Origin of the sequence: Staphylothermus marinus F1, from assembly GCF_000015945.1 — an archaeon.
GTDB classification, from domain to species: domain Archaea; phylum Thermoproteota; class Thermoprotei_A; order Sulfolobales; family Desulfurococcaceae; genus Staphylothermus; species Staphylothermus marinus.
On the sequence record NC_009033.1, the window covers coordinates 1,112,573 to 1,128,063 of the forward strand.

A 15,491-nucleotide genomic window follows, 5' to 3' on the forward strand; every position below is an offset into this window, starting at 1 on the left:
CTTATATTCTATACTAATCATATATGATACTATGAAATATATATTTTTTTATTCATATAAAGACGCACCCGCTGAAATGCAGTTGCACCATTTACGAAGCCCCCTGTAGACCGTTTTCTGCTTAAAAAGAAGAGACTCGAACTCGGAAGTTATAACCCGCCCCGGCTCCACTCTTTATTCTAACTGCTATTGCTCTACTAAACTATTGTACAGTATCTATAAGCCTGTAAGAAATAATTAAAATCATGATTTCACTGTTCTCTCAACTAATAAGAGAATAGGTATTGCTGATAAGAATAGTATTAAACTTACTAGGTATGGTAGTGTTGGATATATTGAGGCTAATGCTCCAGCTATAAGTGGTGCTACAAGACCTACTAGTGGTTGCCCATGCTTTATTTTTTGGTTATTTTGGATATTATGGATACTTGCATGGGTTTCCCCCTCTTTGGTTGGGTTTTCATCCCTTCATCGTGGGGGCTATTGGGGCTCCACATAGACCACCTGGAGCCCTTCATCTGCAGGTATTTGAGTGCTAGGTTCCATGAAGCAACAATGTCGCGTGTAACAATAAAGCCATTTGGTAGTTTAACGTATTTATAGTTTAAGAAAATTAGTTTTCCTCCTATAGGTGATTTCTTAGATGTATATTTTGGATCAATAAATACTACAGGAATACTCTTCATCAATGCTTTATAGTAGATGTATTCTTGTATTCTGCGGTAAGCCCAGAAATGTATTCTCCAATTAAACTTTTTACTTCTATTGTTTTTCTTAATGTTTTCCAGATCCTCCAGTACTATTACTGAATCATGTTCATCAGCTATCCCTACAATTTTCTTGGCTACATAGTGTGATGTATCCCTCAATATGTTTTTGGCTCTCCTCAACCACCTACCCCTAACCCTTCTAACCCACTTTACAAACCTCCAATTCCTAGGATATCTTCTCTGCAATTTCTCAGCAAGCTTCTTATAATGCAGAGCCTTCCTCAAACCTTTAAACGGTATAGTACCCATAGACATTAGTCTACCGTTCATGTCCAGAATAGTATATGTTATGTTGTCAAAATTAATATCAACACCCATAACAGTTCTAGGCTTCCTAAAAACAACTTCTCTCTCAAAAACCAAGTATATCCATATATTATTGTTTCTAAAAGATACAAGTATTTCCTTAAGCTTCCAATCACTATTAAGATACTTGTTTATGTAACTATACCATTTCAGTTTCAAAACAACACATTCATTATTTAGCATAGCTATTTTTAACACTTTATTCTCAAGATCCAATTTGTAGTCTTCATAGTCTATCCTGGCTGTTAATTTTCTTAATACTGGTTTTGAACCATTATTCTTCTTAACACCTTTAACAATTTCTTTGGCACGACGCTCAATTTTGTGACAGTGATGTGCACGAAAACCCATGCTCCTCAACAAACCATAGAATCTACTGTGTAGCTCTCTCATAGATGGAGTCTTATCTTCAAACCATATCTGATCTATAACATACTGTGTCCAGTCACGATATGATTTGAGGAACAAGTATAGTCTATGGTGGGAGCTGGGATCGGGGGCAACCGCTTCAACCTTAACGGTTGCATAAACCCTCACCCCCAACCCTCACCAATAAAACACTATTTAAAAATATATAAAGAGAACACATAAATATAAACACTACAAAACAATTATAGTTTTCACAGTTTCCAAAATAACCATAGTATCCAAATAAGTGAATAGTCTCTCAAAACTTGAGACTCCAGCTAGGATACTGCTCGCCTTATTACTGGGTACTTTGCTGAACAGCCATGACCTGTAGAATGGTAGTGATAGTGTGTTGCCGAATTCTGCTAGAATATTAGCTAATAGTATGGCGTAGAAGTTTGGGATTAGGAACATTATGAGAGCCCATAGCATCATTAATACAAAGTATAGGGATATGGCTTCAAATCTATGCCTAGGATCTATGTGTTCGGATAAAATAGTTGCCGGCAGCGATGCAAGTGTTGATAGGGCTACTACAAGCATTACTTGGAAGAAAGACATCTTGAGAACTATCATCATATAATTTATCAATACTATACTAGGTGCTAAATATAATGCTAGAATATCTAGAGCCTCAAGAGCTAGTATGGCCTTAAACTCCTTATCAAACTTGAATGAGAATGCATCACTTATTCTCTCTCTAACATCAAGTCTAGGCAAACACTTCACTAGGTATGTGATTGTGAAGATCGATGATGATCCTATAACTATAAAGCCTAAACTATAATGTATAGGCTTAGAATACAGCACTCCGAAAATGTAGCCTAGTATAATGAATCCTAAGGCTTGGCTTAGTAGTGGTAGCCTCATATGCCATGAATAGACTTCTTCAAACTTATCCTTAGGATATAAGAGTTTCTCAGCAACTTGGTATAAGGGATAGAAGATCCTAGAAATCCTACTCACGAGTAGTCCCAGAGAAATCATTAGGGGGCTAAGGAAGCTATATGATAAACCATAGAAGATATTCTCAACACCATCTAATGCATCAATTAAAACAAGCCCGTGCCTAATAGCTATTCGATCAAACAATTTACCGATAAGATAGGTTAGTGGGACTGATAATATGTTTATAACTGTAAAGAATAGTCCTACCTCGAGTATAGAGTATCCGGTTAATAACATGTATGCTGGCAACATATACCATGTTATTAGGAGTGGAGAAATAATTGTATGGTATAGAATATATTTACGAGCATCTAAAGATATATCTCTCCATTTCATCCCTCATAACCGTATTGAATGAGATATTATATGATCCATACTCGTATTATGGGGGCTTGTCAAGTATTTTCTCAACTATTTCTACTACTCCATATCCGCTTGGTTTTGTTGTTACTATATCTGCTTTCCTTCTCAGCTCCGGGTCTGCATTTGCTACTGCAACTTTTATCTTTGTCTCTTTGATGAATTCCCAATCCATAATGCTGTCTCCTACTCCCATTGTTTCTTCTCGTCTTATCCCGTGCTTCTCCATTATTTGTTTTAATGCTTTTCCTTTCCCGGTATCTTTAGGTGTTAAATGTATTGCGTATCCACTGTATCCTACTTTTATATATGGATACTTGTTTTCAACATATTCTTTTATTAATGAATATATTTCATTGTCTTTGCTCAAATATTGTTTTCGTATCTTTAAAGCATAATCGTGTAGGCGGAACATGTTCTGCCATGATCCATAAACGTATTCATTATATTTCTCTAATACGTCGAGATATGCTTGTTTCGCAGAATACTTTGTTGTAGCAACTATTTCTTCTTCACCATAATATATTAGTGCGCCTGTCTCACCAATAGCTGGTCCCGATAAACCAATATATTTCTTCAACCCAACAACCACAGGCAATGCATTACTAGAAACAAGAACTACTATAACACCGTTTTTCTCAAGCTTCCTTAAAGCATCAATAGCTTCTAAGCATAAAACAGTGCTAGACCTATTAATTGTTAAAGTACCATCTATATCGAAAGCTGCTAAACGAATCATAGGCACTGCGAACACCTATATAAACTACTAATATAGCTCTGCATCATACATTAAACAACAATAATAGCTCCATGAATATTCTAGCTAAAAATATATAAGTACACAGGTTTTTATCAGATATTATCGATGAATAAAAACGTTGCCGCCGTAGCTCAGCCTGGTTGGAGCGCCGCCCTGGTAATTATCTCCTGGAAAGGCGGAGGTCCCGGGTTCGAATCCCGGCGGCGGCTTTTAACTTCTAATTATGAATCAATATTTATAATTGAATGATAATTAGCTATGTAATTCTCTATAATTCTAGCTCTTCTCTTATCAATGAGCATACAGTATTCCTAATATACATTGTGTTCGAAGACAATGCTATAAGTTATCTTTGGAGCTGGCTTGTTAAGCCTGTGCTCGAGCTTATACGTGTTCATGCTAATAGTTTATGGGATATAATGTAGGCGGTACTGATTAATAGGCTTGAAATAATATGTTTAGAGCCTATTAATCCATGCTGGAAACATTGAGGAGAGCGCCATCCGAAACTGTTAAATATTATATAGGCTTTTATAAATGTTAGTAGGATAAATCTATATCTAAGGATGTGGGGTTTTCCTCCCTCTCCAAGCACCTTCTACCGTGTGGTGATTAGGAGGATGATCCCTCGGTTGAAGGTGTGGATGAGGAGAGGGAGTGGGGTTACCCTGAAAGGGTGCGAGACCGATGATATGCTCTCCGATGAAAGGGGAGCTGAGGTTGATGTGCACCAAGGCTTACGTAGGTCTTGATAGACCTACGTAGGCTGAACCCCTTATATTAGGCTGGTTATCTAAATATTATTTTATGGCCCCGCGGCTTCCCGGCGGCGGCATCGCCCCGACTCCGGGCTTAGCCCGGGAGGGTGGATGAGGGGGCGGTCTCCTGCCGCGGGGACATTCTCGTTATTTTTTATGGGATAAACATATTTTTCTGTGTAGCATATGTTTATTATGGACACGGTTATCCCACTTGTACCATTATGTTTTAACATATGATTAAATGATCATGAGGCATAATATATATAAATCCCGAAACACCCAATAATCATACAGACGCTTACCAATCACCAATGGAGACCCAAGCCCCCCAGGGGCATAGCTGATAAATAGAATAGTTAAGCTTACACCTACCCCTGGGACGCTTGGGTCTGACGAGGGGTCGAAGCCGAGGAGAACAATACAACTCCCTCCCCGGAAAACATACCCCCTTCTCAACACGGGGGGTTGGGAGAACACCTGCCCCCGAACAGCATATGATATGCTCTACGGGGAGAGGGGCTCCACAAACTCCACGACCCCTAAAAAGGAGCCCCGCCCCCTTGCGGCCGCAACTCCGGTTGATCCTGCCGGACCCGACCGCTATCGGGGTGGGGCTAAGCCATGGGAGTCGTACGCTCCGCCGCTGCGGAGCGTGGCGGACGGCTGAGTAACACGTGGCTAACCTACCCTCGGGAGGGGGATAACACCGGGAAACTGGTGCTAATCCCCCATAGGGGAGGATGCCTGGAAGGGTTCCTCCCCGAAAGGGTGCGGTGGGGGTTATCGCCGCCGCGCCGCCCGAGGATGGGGCTGCGGCCCATCAGGTAGTTGGCGGGGTAACGGCCCGCCAAGCCGATAACGGGTAGGGGCCGTGAGAGCGGGAGCCCCCAGATGGGCACTGAGACAAGGGCCCAGGCCCTACGGGGTGCACCAGGCGCGAAACCTCCGCAATGCGGGCAACCGTGACGGGGTCACCCCGAGTGCCCCCTATATGGGGGCTTTTCCCCGCTGTAGGAAGGCGGGGGAATAAGCGGGGGGCAAGTCTGGTGTCAGCCGCCGCGGTAATACCAGCCCCGCGAGACCGGGGGATCTTAGGCCTGGTATATCGATGTTTAATCCAGGCTAGGACCTCCCGGCGCGGATGGTCGGGACGATTATTGGGCCTAAAGCGCCCGTAGCCGGCCTGGCAAGTCCCCTCCTAAATCCCCGGGCTCAACCCGGGGAGTGGAGGGGAAACTGCCAGGCTAGGGGGCGGGAGAGGCCGAGGGTACTCCCGGGGTAGGGGCGAAATCCTATAATCCCGGGAGGACCACCAGTGGCGAAGGCGCTCGGCTGGAACGCGCCCGACGGTGAGGGGCGAAAGCCGGGGGAGCGAACCGGATTAGATACCCGGGTAGTCCCGGCTGTAAACGATGCGGGCTAGGTGTTGGGCGGGCTTAGAGCCCGCCCAGTGCCGCAGGGAAGCCGTTAAGCCCGCCGCCTGGGGAGTACGGCCGCAAGGCTGAAACTTAAAGGAATTGGCGGGGGAGCACCACAAGGGGTGGAGCCTGCGGTTTAATTGGAGTCAACGCCGGGAACCTCACCGGGGGCGACAGCAGGATGACGGCCAGGCTAACGGCCTTGCCCGACGCGCTGAGAGGAGGTGCATGGCCGTCGCCAGCTCGTGCCGTGAGGTGTCCGGTTAAGTCCGGCAACGAGCGAGACCCCCGCCCCTAGTTGCGACCCGGAGCTCTGGCTCCGGGGCACACTAGGGGGACTGCCGCCGTATAAGGCGGAGGAAGGAGGGGGCCACGGCAGGTCAGCATGCCCCGAATCCCCCGGGCTACACGCGGGCTACAATGGCGGGGACAGCGGGATCCGACCCCGTAAGGGGGAGGCAATCCCTCAAACCCCGCCGCAGTTGGGATCGAGGGCTGCAACTCGCCCTCGTGAACGTGGAATCCCTAGTAACCGCGCGTCATCATCGCGCGGTGAATACGTCCCTGCTCCTTGCACACACCGCCCGTCGCTCCACCCGAGGGAGGGGGTGAGTGAGGCCCGGTCCCCCGGGGAAACCCGGGGGGTCGGGTCGAACTCTCCCCTCCCAAGGGGGGAGAAGTCGTAACAAGGTAGCCGTAGGGGAACCTGCGGCTGGATCACCTCCCGCCTGCGGGCAAGGGCCGGGGCTCCGATAAGGGGTCGTGGAGGTGGATAATTCCCCTCTTCCCATAATAGAAATAGTATTGTTACGCTCATTCTAGATGAGGGGGCCTAGGTGTTCTCCTGTATAAATACTCCTCGAATGGGGCTTGGGTCTTTAACAAGACACTTAAATAAAGGGGGATGGGAGTTGTATTGTTCTCCTCGGCTTCGACCCCTCATATATTTGCCCGATGCAACACGGAACCATGAATTGGTTCCGTGTGAAGGGCGCGAGCCCCCGATTGCCTAGATCCCCTGTGATTCAAATATTTAGGCGGGGATCTAGGCGGGAATAATATGTTATAATTAATGGGGGCGATGCGCGCCATGGATAGGTAGCCCAGGGGCCCTGTGCCCATAACCCCCATTATAGGGGGCACTGGTCGAAACCGGGCAGGGGCTCCGCCCCTCGTCCCCGGGCCTGCGGCACCGACGCCGCCCGGTGGATGGCTCGGCTCGGGCGCCGAGGAAGGCCGTGGCAAGCTGCGATAAGCCCGGGGTAGGCGCATGCAGCCGTTGAACCCGGGATCGCCGAATGGGACCTCCTGCCACGGGCGAAGAGCCCGTGGCGTCCGGGAAACCATTCCTCTCCCCCTCGTGGGGGGAGGGATGGGAGTACCGGACGGGAACCCCCCGAACGGAAACATCTTAGTAGGGGGAGGAGGAGAAACCACCACGGGATCCCCTGAGTAGGGGCGACCGAAAGGGGGAGAGCCCAAACCAATCCTCCACGGGATAACCGTGGAGGGATGAGGGGTTGATGGGTCTCCGGCTAGGGGCCTTTGAGCCCCAAGAGGGCCTATCCACGGTAGCCGAAGTGGCCTGGAATGGCCCGCCGTAGAGGGTGAAAGCCCCGTAGGCTAAACCGTGGAGGCCCTCGCCGGAGACCAGAGTACCACGGCTTGGTTTTGCCGTGGGAAGCCGGGAGGCACCGGCTTCCAAGGCTAAATACGTCCCGAGACCGATAGCGTACTAAGTACCGTGAGGGAAAGCTGAAAAGTACCCTGGAAAGGGGGTGAAAAGAGCCTGAAACCGGGCGGCTACATACGGCGCAGCCTGGAAGAGATGAGGTCCTCCAAAGGAAACCGGGGCGACCCGGGAGTACGAGGAGGACTGATCAGGGTTGCGCCGTCCGTCTTGAAACACGGGCCGGGGAGTCCACGGCAGTGGCGAGCCTAAGGGGGACAAAGCCCCGTAGGCGTAGGGAAACCGACAAGCCCGCAACCGGGCCGCAAGGCACCGGTGAGGGGCGGGGTCCTCATAGGGCCCGGAGTCACTGCCGTGGGACCAGAAACCGGGCGATCTAGGCGGGGGCAGGGTGAAGCCGGGGGAAACCCCGGTGGAGGCCCGCAAGGGTTCTGACGTGCAATTCGTTCCCCTGACCCCCGTCTAGGGGCAAAAGACCAATCTAGCCCGGTGATAGCTGGTTCCCGCCGAAGTGGCTCTCAGGCCAGCCCCGCCAGAGGCTGGCTACGGGGTAGAGCTACGGATTGGGGGTGCAGGGGGCGAAAGCCCCCGGCCCCCTATCCAACTCCGAACCCGTGGCCGCCGCAGAAGGCGGGAGTGGGGCTCCCCGGGGTAAGCCCGGGGGCCGAGAGGGGAACAACCCAGACCGGGGTTAAGGCCCCAAAGTGCCGGCTAAGTGCCAAGCCCAAAGGGCGTCCCGCGGCTTAGACAGCGGGGAGGTGGGCCTAACAGCAGCCATCCTCTAAGGAGTGCGTAACAGCTCACCCGCCGAGCCGCGGGGCCCCGAAGATTGGTCGGGGCTCAAGCCGGCCGCCGAGACCCCGGGGCACGGCTCCGATGGAGCCGTGATCCGGTAGGCGGGCGCCGGGTCGGGGCAGAAGCCGGGCCGAGAGGTCCGGTGGACCCGATCCGGGTGTGGATCCCGGCGGCAGTAGCAGCGAAGAGGGGTGGAAATCCCCTCCGCCGGAAAGGGCCAGGGTTCCTCGGCAACGGTCGTCGGCCGAGGGTTAGCCGGCCCTAACCCGGGCCGTAACACGGACCCGGGGAAGGGGAAACGGGTTAATATTCCCGTGCCGCGGGGGTAGACGCGGCAACGCAAGCCCGGCCTCCGACGCCTCCGGATAGGCGGACCGGGGGCACCCGAATGGGTGCGACCCGGCTAACCGGTGAAGGCCCTGGAGAACCGTAATGGTGAGAAGGGGCCGAAGCCGGGAATGGGACCCCGTATGGGGTCTTCCGCTGACTCCGGGGGCCCATGAAAAGGGGGCCGGGAACGATCCCCCGCGTCCGTACCGAGAACCGACACAGGTGCCCCTGGGTGAGTAGCCCCAGGCGTCTGGGGGATAACCCGGGCCAGGGAACTCGGCAAATTGGCCCCGTAACTTCGGGAGAAGGGGTGCCCGCGGTCTGGAGGCAAAAACCCTCTGGACCGCGGGTCGCAGTGCCTAGGGGGGCCTGACTGTTTAATAAAAACATAGGTCCCCGCAAGCCCGAAAGGGTGTGTACGGGGGCTGAATCCTGGCCACTGGCGGTCCGTGAAACCGGGGTACAACCCGGCGAAGCGCCGCTGAAGGCCGGGAGTAACTCTGACTCTCTTAACGGGAGAATCCCGTTGACCCATATATATGCTGGGCAACGGGACCTCCCGGGAGAAAGGTAGCCAAATGCCTTGCCGGGTGAGTTCCGGCGCGCATGAATGGATCAACGAGGTCCCCACTGTCCTGGCCCGGGGCCCCGCGAATACACGGAGCCGGTGCACAGGCCGGCAACCCCCCGCAGGGCGATAAGACCCCGTGGAGCTTCACCGCAGCCTGGCGTTGGCCTCCGGGCTGCGGCGCGTAGCGTAGGTGGGAGCCAGTGAACCCGCCCCTCCGGGGGCGGGGGAGGCGCCAATGAAACACCACCCACCGCAGCCCGGAGGCCTTACCCCCGGGGAGATCCCGGGGGGACAGCGTCAGGTGGGCGGTTTGGCTGGGGCGGCACGCCCGCGAAAAGGTAACACGGGCGCCCAAAGGTCGGCTCAGGCGGGTCAGAGCTCCGCCGTAGAGTGCAAGGGCAAAAGCCGGCTTGACCGGACCCCGGAACACAACGGGTCCGGCCGGGAAACCGCGGCCTAGCGAACGCTCGTGCCCCCCTCGGTGGGGGCCGGGCATGACAGAAAAGTTACCCCGGGGATAACAGAGTCGTCGCGGGCGAGAGCTCCCATCGACCCCGCGGTTTGCTACATCGATGTCGGCTCTTCCCATCCTGGGAGTGCAGCAGCTCCCAAGGGTGGGGCTGCCCGCCCATTAAAGGGGAACGTGAGCTGGGTTTAGACCGTCGTGAGACAGCAGGGACTGGGGTCGGGGAAATTAAAAACCCCGACCCCACCCCTGCCTCAAAAGGTCGGACTCTACCCGCGGGGGGTGTGGGCCGCCTGAGGGGAAGGTGCCCTCAGTACGAGAGGAACGGGGCGCCGCGGCCAATGGTGTACCGGTTGTCCGGCAGGGCATAGCCGGGCAGCCACGCCGTAGGGGGTAACCGCTGAAAGCATCTAAGCGGGAACCCCTCCCCGAAAAGAGGCGGCCGTCCGCCGAAGGGGTTTCCTCTTCGGCGGGTAGGGCTCCCGTAGAAGACGGGGTTGATGGGGCGGGGGTGTAAGCCCCGAGGGAGCATTGTCTCCCAAGGGGTTTAGCCCGCCGCTCCCAAAAGCCCGACGCCGCAGGCTACTCACCCGGGGACGAGCCGGGCAATAAATGATTGCATTGCCCGGGACATTGAGGCGGAGCCCCTTGACCCGGTTCGAGTGTAAACTCCTATAATGGGGGAGCAGGGTTTCTGGGCTACCTATCCATGGCGCGCATCGCTTAGGAATATATGTATAAATATGTGTTCTCCTTATGTAGAAACTTATGTGTTCAGAATTATCTTTCCCTTCTCAGCCCAGAATCTATATCAACAATCCATCCGCGAACAGCTCCATTGTTCAAAGCATTACTCAACACTCTCCTAGCAGTTTCTCGATCCCTTGTGAGAGCTATTAGTGAACCCCCCAATCCTGCTCCAGAGATCTTGGCTCCTAAAGCACCAGCTGATAATGCTACATTACGTATTTTCTCTATTTTAGGCAAGCTAACATCGTATAGGTCCCTTAATAAGATGTGTTGATAATTCATAATTAGTCCTATAAGGCTTAAAACAGGATCACTGCTTCTCATAGCCTCTAATATTTTATCTCTCCACTCCAAGCCAAACACTGAAACCCATTTCTCAAAACAGGGAATATTATTTCTCAATACTTCTAATGCGAGACTAGTTGAATCATTCATTTTAAGTGTAAATATTATTCTTTTCCTAGGAATATCGGGTAATCTGTTCAAATAAGGTTTTATTTCATCATATTTTATCATATCCCATTTAACAGCATAGTATGTACTGGCCAGTTTCTCTCTAATCTCTCTACTTAGATCATTCATTTGGAGAAGAAGCCTTAAACCCATATTTATTTCAGCTTGTCTTCTAGGATGAATATCTCCTGTACTATGCTTTATTCCTGAATCTAAAACAACAAATACACCGTTAATACCTGGTAACTCCTCAATATTATATGGTGGCTTAGTCTCTATCTTAACTATACCCCCATAAGCTGATCCATACTGGTCTAATCTACCACAAGGTATATTCATAACATCATGTTCTGCATGATAAGCTAGCTCAGCAACATCTTTCTTATCCAAGCCTAACCCATAGAGCTCGTTTACACTACCAATAAACGAGACAAGTAATGCAGCACTACTAGCTAATCCAGCAGCAATAGGTACATCACTATATATTAAAGCCAAAACATCCCCGATGCCTTCACAGCATTGTTTCAAAGCAATTATTGATGCTCTAATATAGTTTCCAAACCATTTATTCTCTCTTAAATAGACGTTTTCGACACTGAAAATATCTTGGAAACTCCTTCTTTCCCTCAACATGTTTAATGATATAACTCTAGAATATTTATCGGGGGATCTAGAGATTGCAACATATGTTCTCAAATTTATACCGACAGATACAACAGGTAATCCCTTATAGTCTTGATGAGTATTTAGAAAATCTAGTCTTCCTGGAGCAGACACTATTACTTCAGGTTCTACATCATAGAACCTCTTATATTCCGAGACTATATATTTAATTAAATCATTATCAACCAATGCATTCACCTAATACTTTATCTAAGCGTTTATCTATGGCTTCACTACATGCTTTTTTCAATTCAGCGGCTTTCTCTTCTGGGACACCATCATATGTGAAAACACCAAAACCCCACTCTATCCCAGCAGCATATTTCAGTTTATTCTTCTCCCTATATGGTTGATAAAACTCTATATGCATATGATAATAATCAAACTTCTTCTTAGTAGGATTCTGGTGGAAAACCATTATGTATGGAGCATCTTTTTCAAGCAAAACATTATATGTAGCAGTAACAATTCTCAAAGCATCAGCTAAGTATAGAGAATCTTCACCACTGAAATCCATCAAGGAACCCAGGTGTTTATGAGGAATAACATGTACTTCATACGGCCACATAGCATAGTAGGGGAGTAGAACAGTAAACAATTTATTCACATAAACAATTCTCTTACCAAGTCTGCGCTCCTCAGCTAAAATATCACATAGTAAGCATCTACCAGTTTCCTCATAATATTCCCTAAAAGACTCTATTTCAGCAATGATTTTCGGAGGAATAAAGGGGAGAGCATATATTTGTGAATGAGGATGAGTCAGTGAAACACCTATTTCTTTACCTTTGTTCCTAAACTCTGCAACATACTCAACATATGGTAGTCTAGATAATTTCTCATATTCCTCTCTAAACATATTAATTACTTTAACCATATGCTCCAACGATAAATCATATAGGTCCCCTTCATGTTTAGGAGTCTCAACAAGAACTTCGCAAACACCCCTAGCTTCTCCTACTCTGAACAAAGAACTCCCAGGATCTCTGGGTTTTGGAGGATTAGGTGTTAGAGCAGGGTACTTGTTAGGTAATACAATAATATCCCATTCTCCCAGATCCTTTGTTTCGGGAGCGCCTGGACAAAATGGGCAAAAATGTTTTCCGCTCTCTTCTGGTCTCCAAGGTCTTTTACTTCTATGTCCAGCAACAATAATCCATTGCTTCAATAAAGGATGCCATCTTATCTCATTTATTCCCAATACATGTCACCCTGAATAAATTAAAACCTAACATAGCATATGCGGCGAAATAAATCATTTAAGTAATATTTTTCGTATTTTATAAAAAATAATATCAGGTAGGAGAACGGTCCTCATCCCCGCTTTGACGAGTATGGTTTACCGTCGTTTCATCATCTATTTAGATATGAATTGTTTTGAGAGAATTATTTTATTTACTCAAAATATTTATTGTTTCATTGATTAAGAATTGCTAAGTTAATATATTATAGGGTGCTCTATATCTTGGGTTGGCTTAAAGAATTATTTATTACGACTAGACCCATTAACTCGTTCATGACCAGTATTGGTGTTGTTTTCGCATATCTCGTATTTACAAATTATAGTTTAAACTGCCTACAATGTATAATTATTGGTTTCATAACTGGTTATTTAGGAACAGCATCATCTATGCTGATAAACGATTATGTTGATAGAGAAGTGGATGCTGTTAATAAGCCTTGGAAACCAATACCTAGTGGGAGAATCGATCCTAGGATAGTATATTATTCCAGCATATCCATGCTAATCATTATACCTCTAATCAATATTTTCTTAGGCATAGCCCCCCTAGTTACCGCGTTAATATATAGTGTAGTGGGATACATATATAGTTATTTGAGAAAATACTGGTGGAGCCACTTCATAGTATCAATAAGCACTACTGGACCAATAGTTTATGGCTACGTATTAGCTGGTATGCCGAATAATAAGCTTGTCTTCACAATCCTATTCTCCACAACAATATTCATAATAACTACTGGGCGAGAAATATTGAAGGCAGTAATGGATATTGTTGGCGATAAAAAATATGGATATGTAACAATACCTATAAAATATGGTGTGGAAACTGCGAGAAAAACTATATTATTAGCTAGTATACTAGGCTCATCAATAGGTATTTCAGCTGGAATACTTGGAGGAGCCAGTATATTATATATCATATTGATAACTATTGCCGCAACACTCTATACAGTATGGGCTTATAAGAGTTATAAGAAAATAAATGATAAAACAATATTGGAGAAAGCCAGAAAAAACATGTTATATGCCATGATGATCGGGTTACTGGCTTTTTGGTTATCAGCGCTCTAACTTCTACCAAATATTTTGGGAGCATCCTTCTTATATAATGTAATATTCTCAGTAACCAATGGATCAACTCCTCTAATCCTAGCCAACTTAACACTTGCAAGACCAAGTACTAGGCTTCCATATAGTAGTTTTTCGAGAAAAGTTTTACCATGTAGTTCCAACTCATATATGGGTATGTTATTGTTAATATAGATCTTCTTCATGAAATCAACTAGTTTAGAACCAACATCATCGCTTGGATCACGAATTATTATTGCTGAATATTTGTTCTCAAATGGTTTCTCCCATCCAACAATATCGTTATGCATCCATTCAGGAGCAACCTCTACTTTAACAGGGATCTTAGAGTTCTCGTTGAACTCGTTCTTTCCCCTCACAACTAATGCTTCAAATGGTGTATGAGTTGCTAGAATAGGTAATCCTTTATGTTCATCGATAAAACTTGATAACTCATATGCTTTATCAACTGCTTCTTTCATATTATTCTTTAAATTCTCATATGCATCAACAGCTTCATCGCGACTCACTATACTGTACCCGGAAGAATCGAGAACTCCTAGTATAGCATATAACATGTGCGGCAACGCTGTTCTCGGAGCAATACCTTTAACTATTGGGATAAAAGGCAGATTGTTTTCGGTAGCAATACTTTCTAATAAGCCATTGCTTGAAACAATAACTATTCTTGACTTTTTCTCAGCAATTTTTTCATATGCAATCCTGGTTTCCAATGTATTTCCACTATAACTAACAATAAAGACTAAATCGTCTCTGCTAAGGAAATTTGGGACTAGATGACTTTTAGAAACAAGAACAGGTATAGAACCCTTAACATTGCTTAGTGCAGCAACATAGTCTCCAACAATACCGCTACCACCCATGCCAGCTATAAATACTAGTCTATACTTGCCTGGAACCTTAACACTACCCCATTGCTCCAAGCCTTTTCTTAATTGCTCGATCCATCCAAGATAAAGATCCTCCATCTCTAATACACCAATCAAAACTTATGTGGGACACGAATAAAATATAGTCTGGTCAAAAATAAAACTAGTATCATAGCGAACTATAGGGTTCTTAGAAATGATTACAGAGATATATGAGAAATTATTAACTAATAAAAAAGCGTTAATCAGCCATTATATGAATGCAAAAATCATACTAGTGTTGAACGCTGTAAAACATGTATCTAGGAATAAAAAGATCCTATTAATTGATCCAGGAAATATTCTTAGAGAAGAATACTTAGTCGATATCCCTGAGAACATTATTATAACATATAAATTCCTGGAACCGCCACATGATACGGTAGTGATTGTATTTGAACCAGAAATACTTCCATATAGATCAAAAATTGAAAATGTACTGATAACACTAACCCCGGGCAATTATAGCTTTAAAATACCACGTGAATACACTAAGATATTCCTTAAGCAAATACAGCATAATATTTATGAGTTATTATTTACTGGTAGCAATGAGAGATACCGTGTCAGGATTGAGGGGAACAAGGTATTCTTGGTTGAAAAACCGTCTGGAATACTTGGTAAAGCATATGAAATTCTCAGAGAATCAATGATTGAATACGGTGAATTAACTGTTAAAGACGCAACTATTATTCTCACAAAAGAGCTGGGAGTAAATAAGGTGGAGGCTAGAAAAATATTGTCTGAATTAGTGATGAGAAAATATATTAGAATTATTCATGGATTCATAAATTTATACTAG

General features: G+C 46.8%; 8 protein-coding genes, 1 tRNA gene and 2 rRNA genes. 5 read left to right on the plus strand and 6 right to left on the minus strand.

Going from position 1 to position 15,491, the window contains the following annotated elements:
* Positions 1-395: 395 nt before the first annotated feature.
* The 3 genes from SMAR_RS05990 to SMAR_RS06000 all read right to left on the minus strand — a co-directional run bounded on the left by SMAR_RS05990 (position 396) and on the right by SMAR_RS06000 (position 3,531).
* Positions 396-1,613, minus strand: a complete 1,218-nt coding sequence (locus SMAR_RS05990) for an RNA-guided endonuclease TnpB family protein (protein WP_011839436.1) — start codon at positions 1,611-1,613, stop codon at positions 396-398.
* A gap of 63 nt (positions 1,614-1,676) precedes the next feature.
* The gene (locus tag SMAR_RS05995) at positions 1,677-2,768 is read right to left on the minus strand and encodes an MFS transporter (RefSeq protein WP_011839437.1); all 1,092 of its coding nucleotides are present in this window, start codon (positions 2,766-2,768) and stop codon (positions 1,677-1,679) included.
* 46 nt (positions 2,769-2,814) lie between these two features.
* Positions 2,815-3,531 (minus strand): phosphoglycolate phosphatase, encoded by a 717-nt coding sequence (locus SMAR_RS06000; protein WP_011839438.1) that lies wholly within the window; start codon positions 3,529-3,531, stop codon positions 2,815-2,817.
* A gap of 141 nt (positions 3,532-3,672) precedes the next feature.
* Here SMAR_RS06000 and SMAR_RS06005 point away from each other — a divergent pair.
* The 3 genes from SMAR_RS06005 (at position 3,673) to SMAR_RS06015 (ending at position 10,168) form a co-directional block, all read left to right on the plus strand.
* Positions 3,673-3,761, plus strand: a tRNA-Thr gene (locus SMAR_RS06005).
* Between the two features lie 1,123 nt (positions 3,762-4,884).
* Positions 4,885-6,457, plus strand: a 16S ribosomal RNA gene (locus SMAR_RS06010).
* A gap of 454 nt (positions 6,458-6,911) precedes the next feature.
* Positions 6,912-10,168: ribosomal RNA gene (locus SMAR_RS06015) — 23S ribosomal RNA — on the plus strand.
* Together the 16S and 23S rRNA genes form the textbook arrangement of a ribosomal RNA operon.
* Positions 10,169-10,363: 195 nt before the next feature.
* Here SMAR_RS06015 and SMAR_RS06020 read toward each other — a convergent pair.
* Both SMAR_RS06020 and galT read right to left on the minus strand, forming a co-directional pair.
* Positions 10,364-11,638, minus strand: a complete 1,275-nt coding sequence (locus SMAR_RS06020; protein WP_011839439.1) for a GHMP family kinase ATP-binding protein — start codon at positions 11,636-11,638, stop codon at positions 10,364-10,366.
* Positions 11,631-12,650 (minus strand): galactose-1-phosphate uridylyltransferase, encoded by a 1,020-nt coding sequence (gene galT, locus SMAR_RS06025; protein ID WP_011839440.1) that lies wholly within the window; start codon positions 12,648-12,650, stop codon positions 11,631-11,633. The genes SMAR_RS06020 and galT overlap by 8 nt, the downstream gene beginning before the upstream one ends.
* A gap of 264 nt (positions 12,651-12,914) precedes the next feature.
* Between galT and SMAR_RS06030 the strand changes: the two genes are divergently transcribed.
* The gene (locus tag SMAR_RS06030; RefSeq protein WP_011839441.1) at positions 12,915-13,763 is read left to right on the plus strand and encodes a geranylgeranylglycerol-phosphate geranylgeranyltransferase; all 849 of its coding nucleotides are present in this window, start codon (positions 12,915-12,917) and stop codon (positions 13,761-13,763) included.
* On the opposite strand, the gene SMAR_RS06035 is transcribed toward SMAR_RS06030, so the two are convergent.
* Positions 13,760-14,749, minus strand: a complete 990-nt coding sequence (locus SMAR_RS06035; RefSeq protein ID WP_011839442.1) for a bifunctional phosphoglucose/phosphomannose isomerase — start codon at positions 14,747-14,749, stop codon at positions 13,760-13,762. The genes SMAR_RS06030 and SMAR_RS06035 overlap by 4 nt on opposite strands.
* A 97-nt stretch (positions 14,750-14,846) precedes the next feature.
* Between SMAR_RS06035 and SMAR_RS06040 the strand changes: the two genes are divergently transcribed.
* Positions 14,847-15,491, plus strand: a complete 645-nt coding sequence (locus SMAR_RS06040; protein ID WP_011839443.1) for a hypothetical protein — start codon at positions 14,847-14,849, stop codon at positions 15,489-15,491.

What these genes read in the sequence shown, in the direction of transcription:
- SMAR_RS06035 (WP_011839442.1), bottom strand. Translation starts at nt 14,749, where the DNA reads ATGGAGGATCTTTATCTTGGATGGATCGAGCAATTAAGAAAAGGCTTG.
- SMAR_RS05995 (WP_011839437.1), bottom strand. Translation starts at nt 2,768, where the DNA reads ATGAAATGGAGAGATATATCTTTAGATGCTCGTAAATATATTCTATAC.
- SMAR_RS06040 (WP_011839443.1), top strand. Translation starts at nt 14,847, where the DNA reads ATGATTACAGAGATATATGAGAAATTATTAACTAATAAAAAAGCGTTA.
- SMAR_RS06000 (WP_011839438.1), bottom strand. Translation starts at nt 3,531, where the DNA reads ATGATTCGTTTAGCAGCTTTCGATATAGATGGTACTTTAACAATTAAT.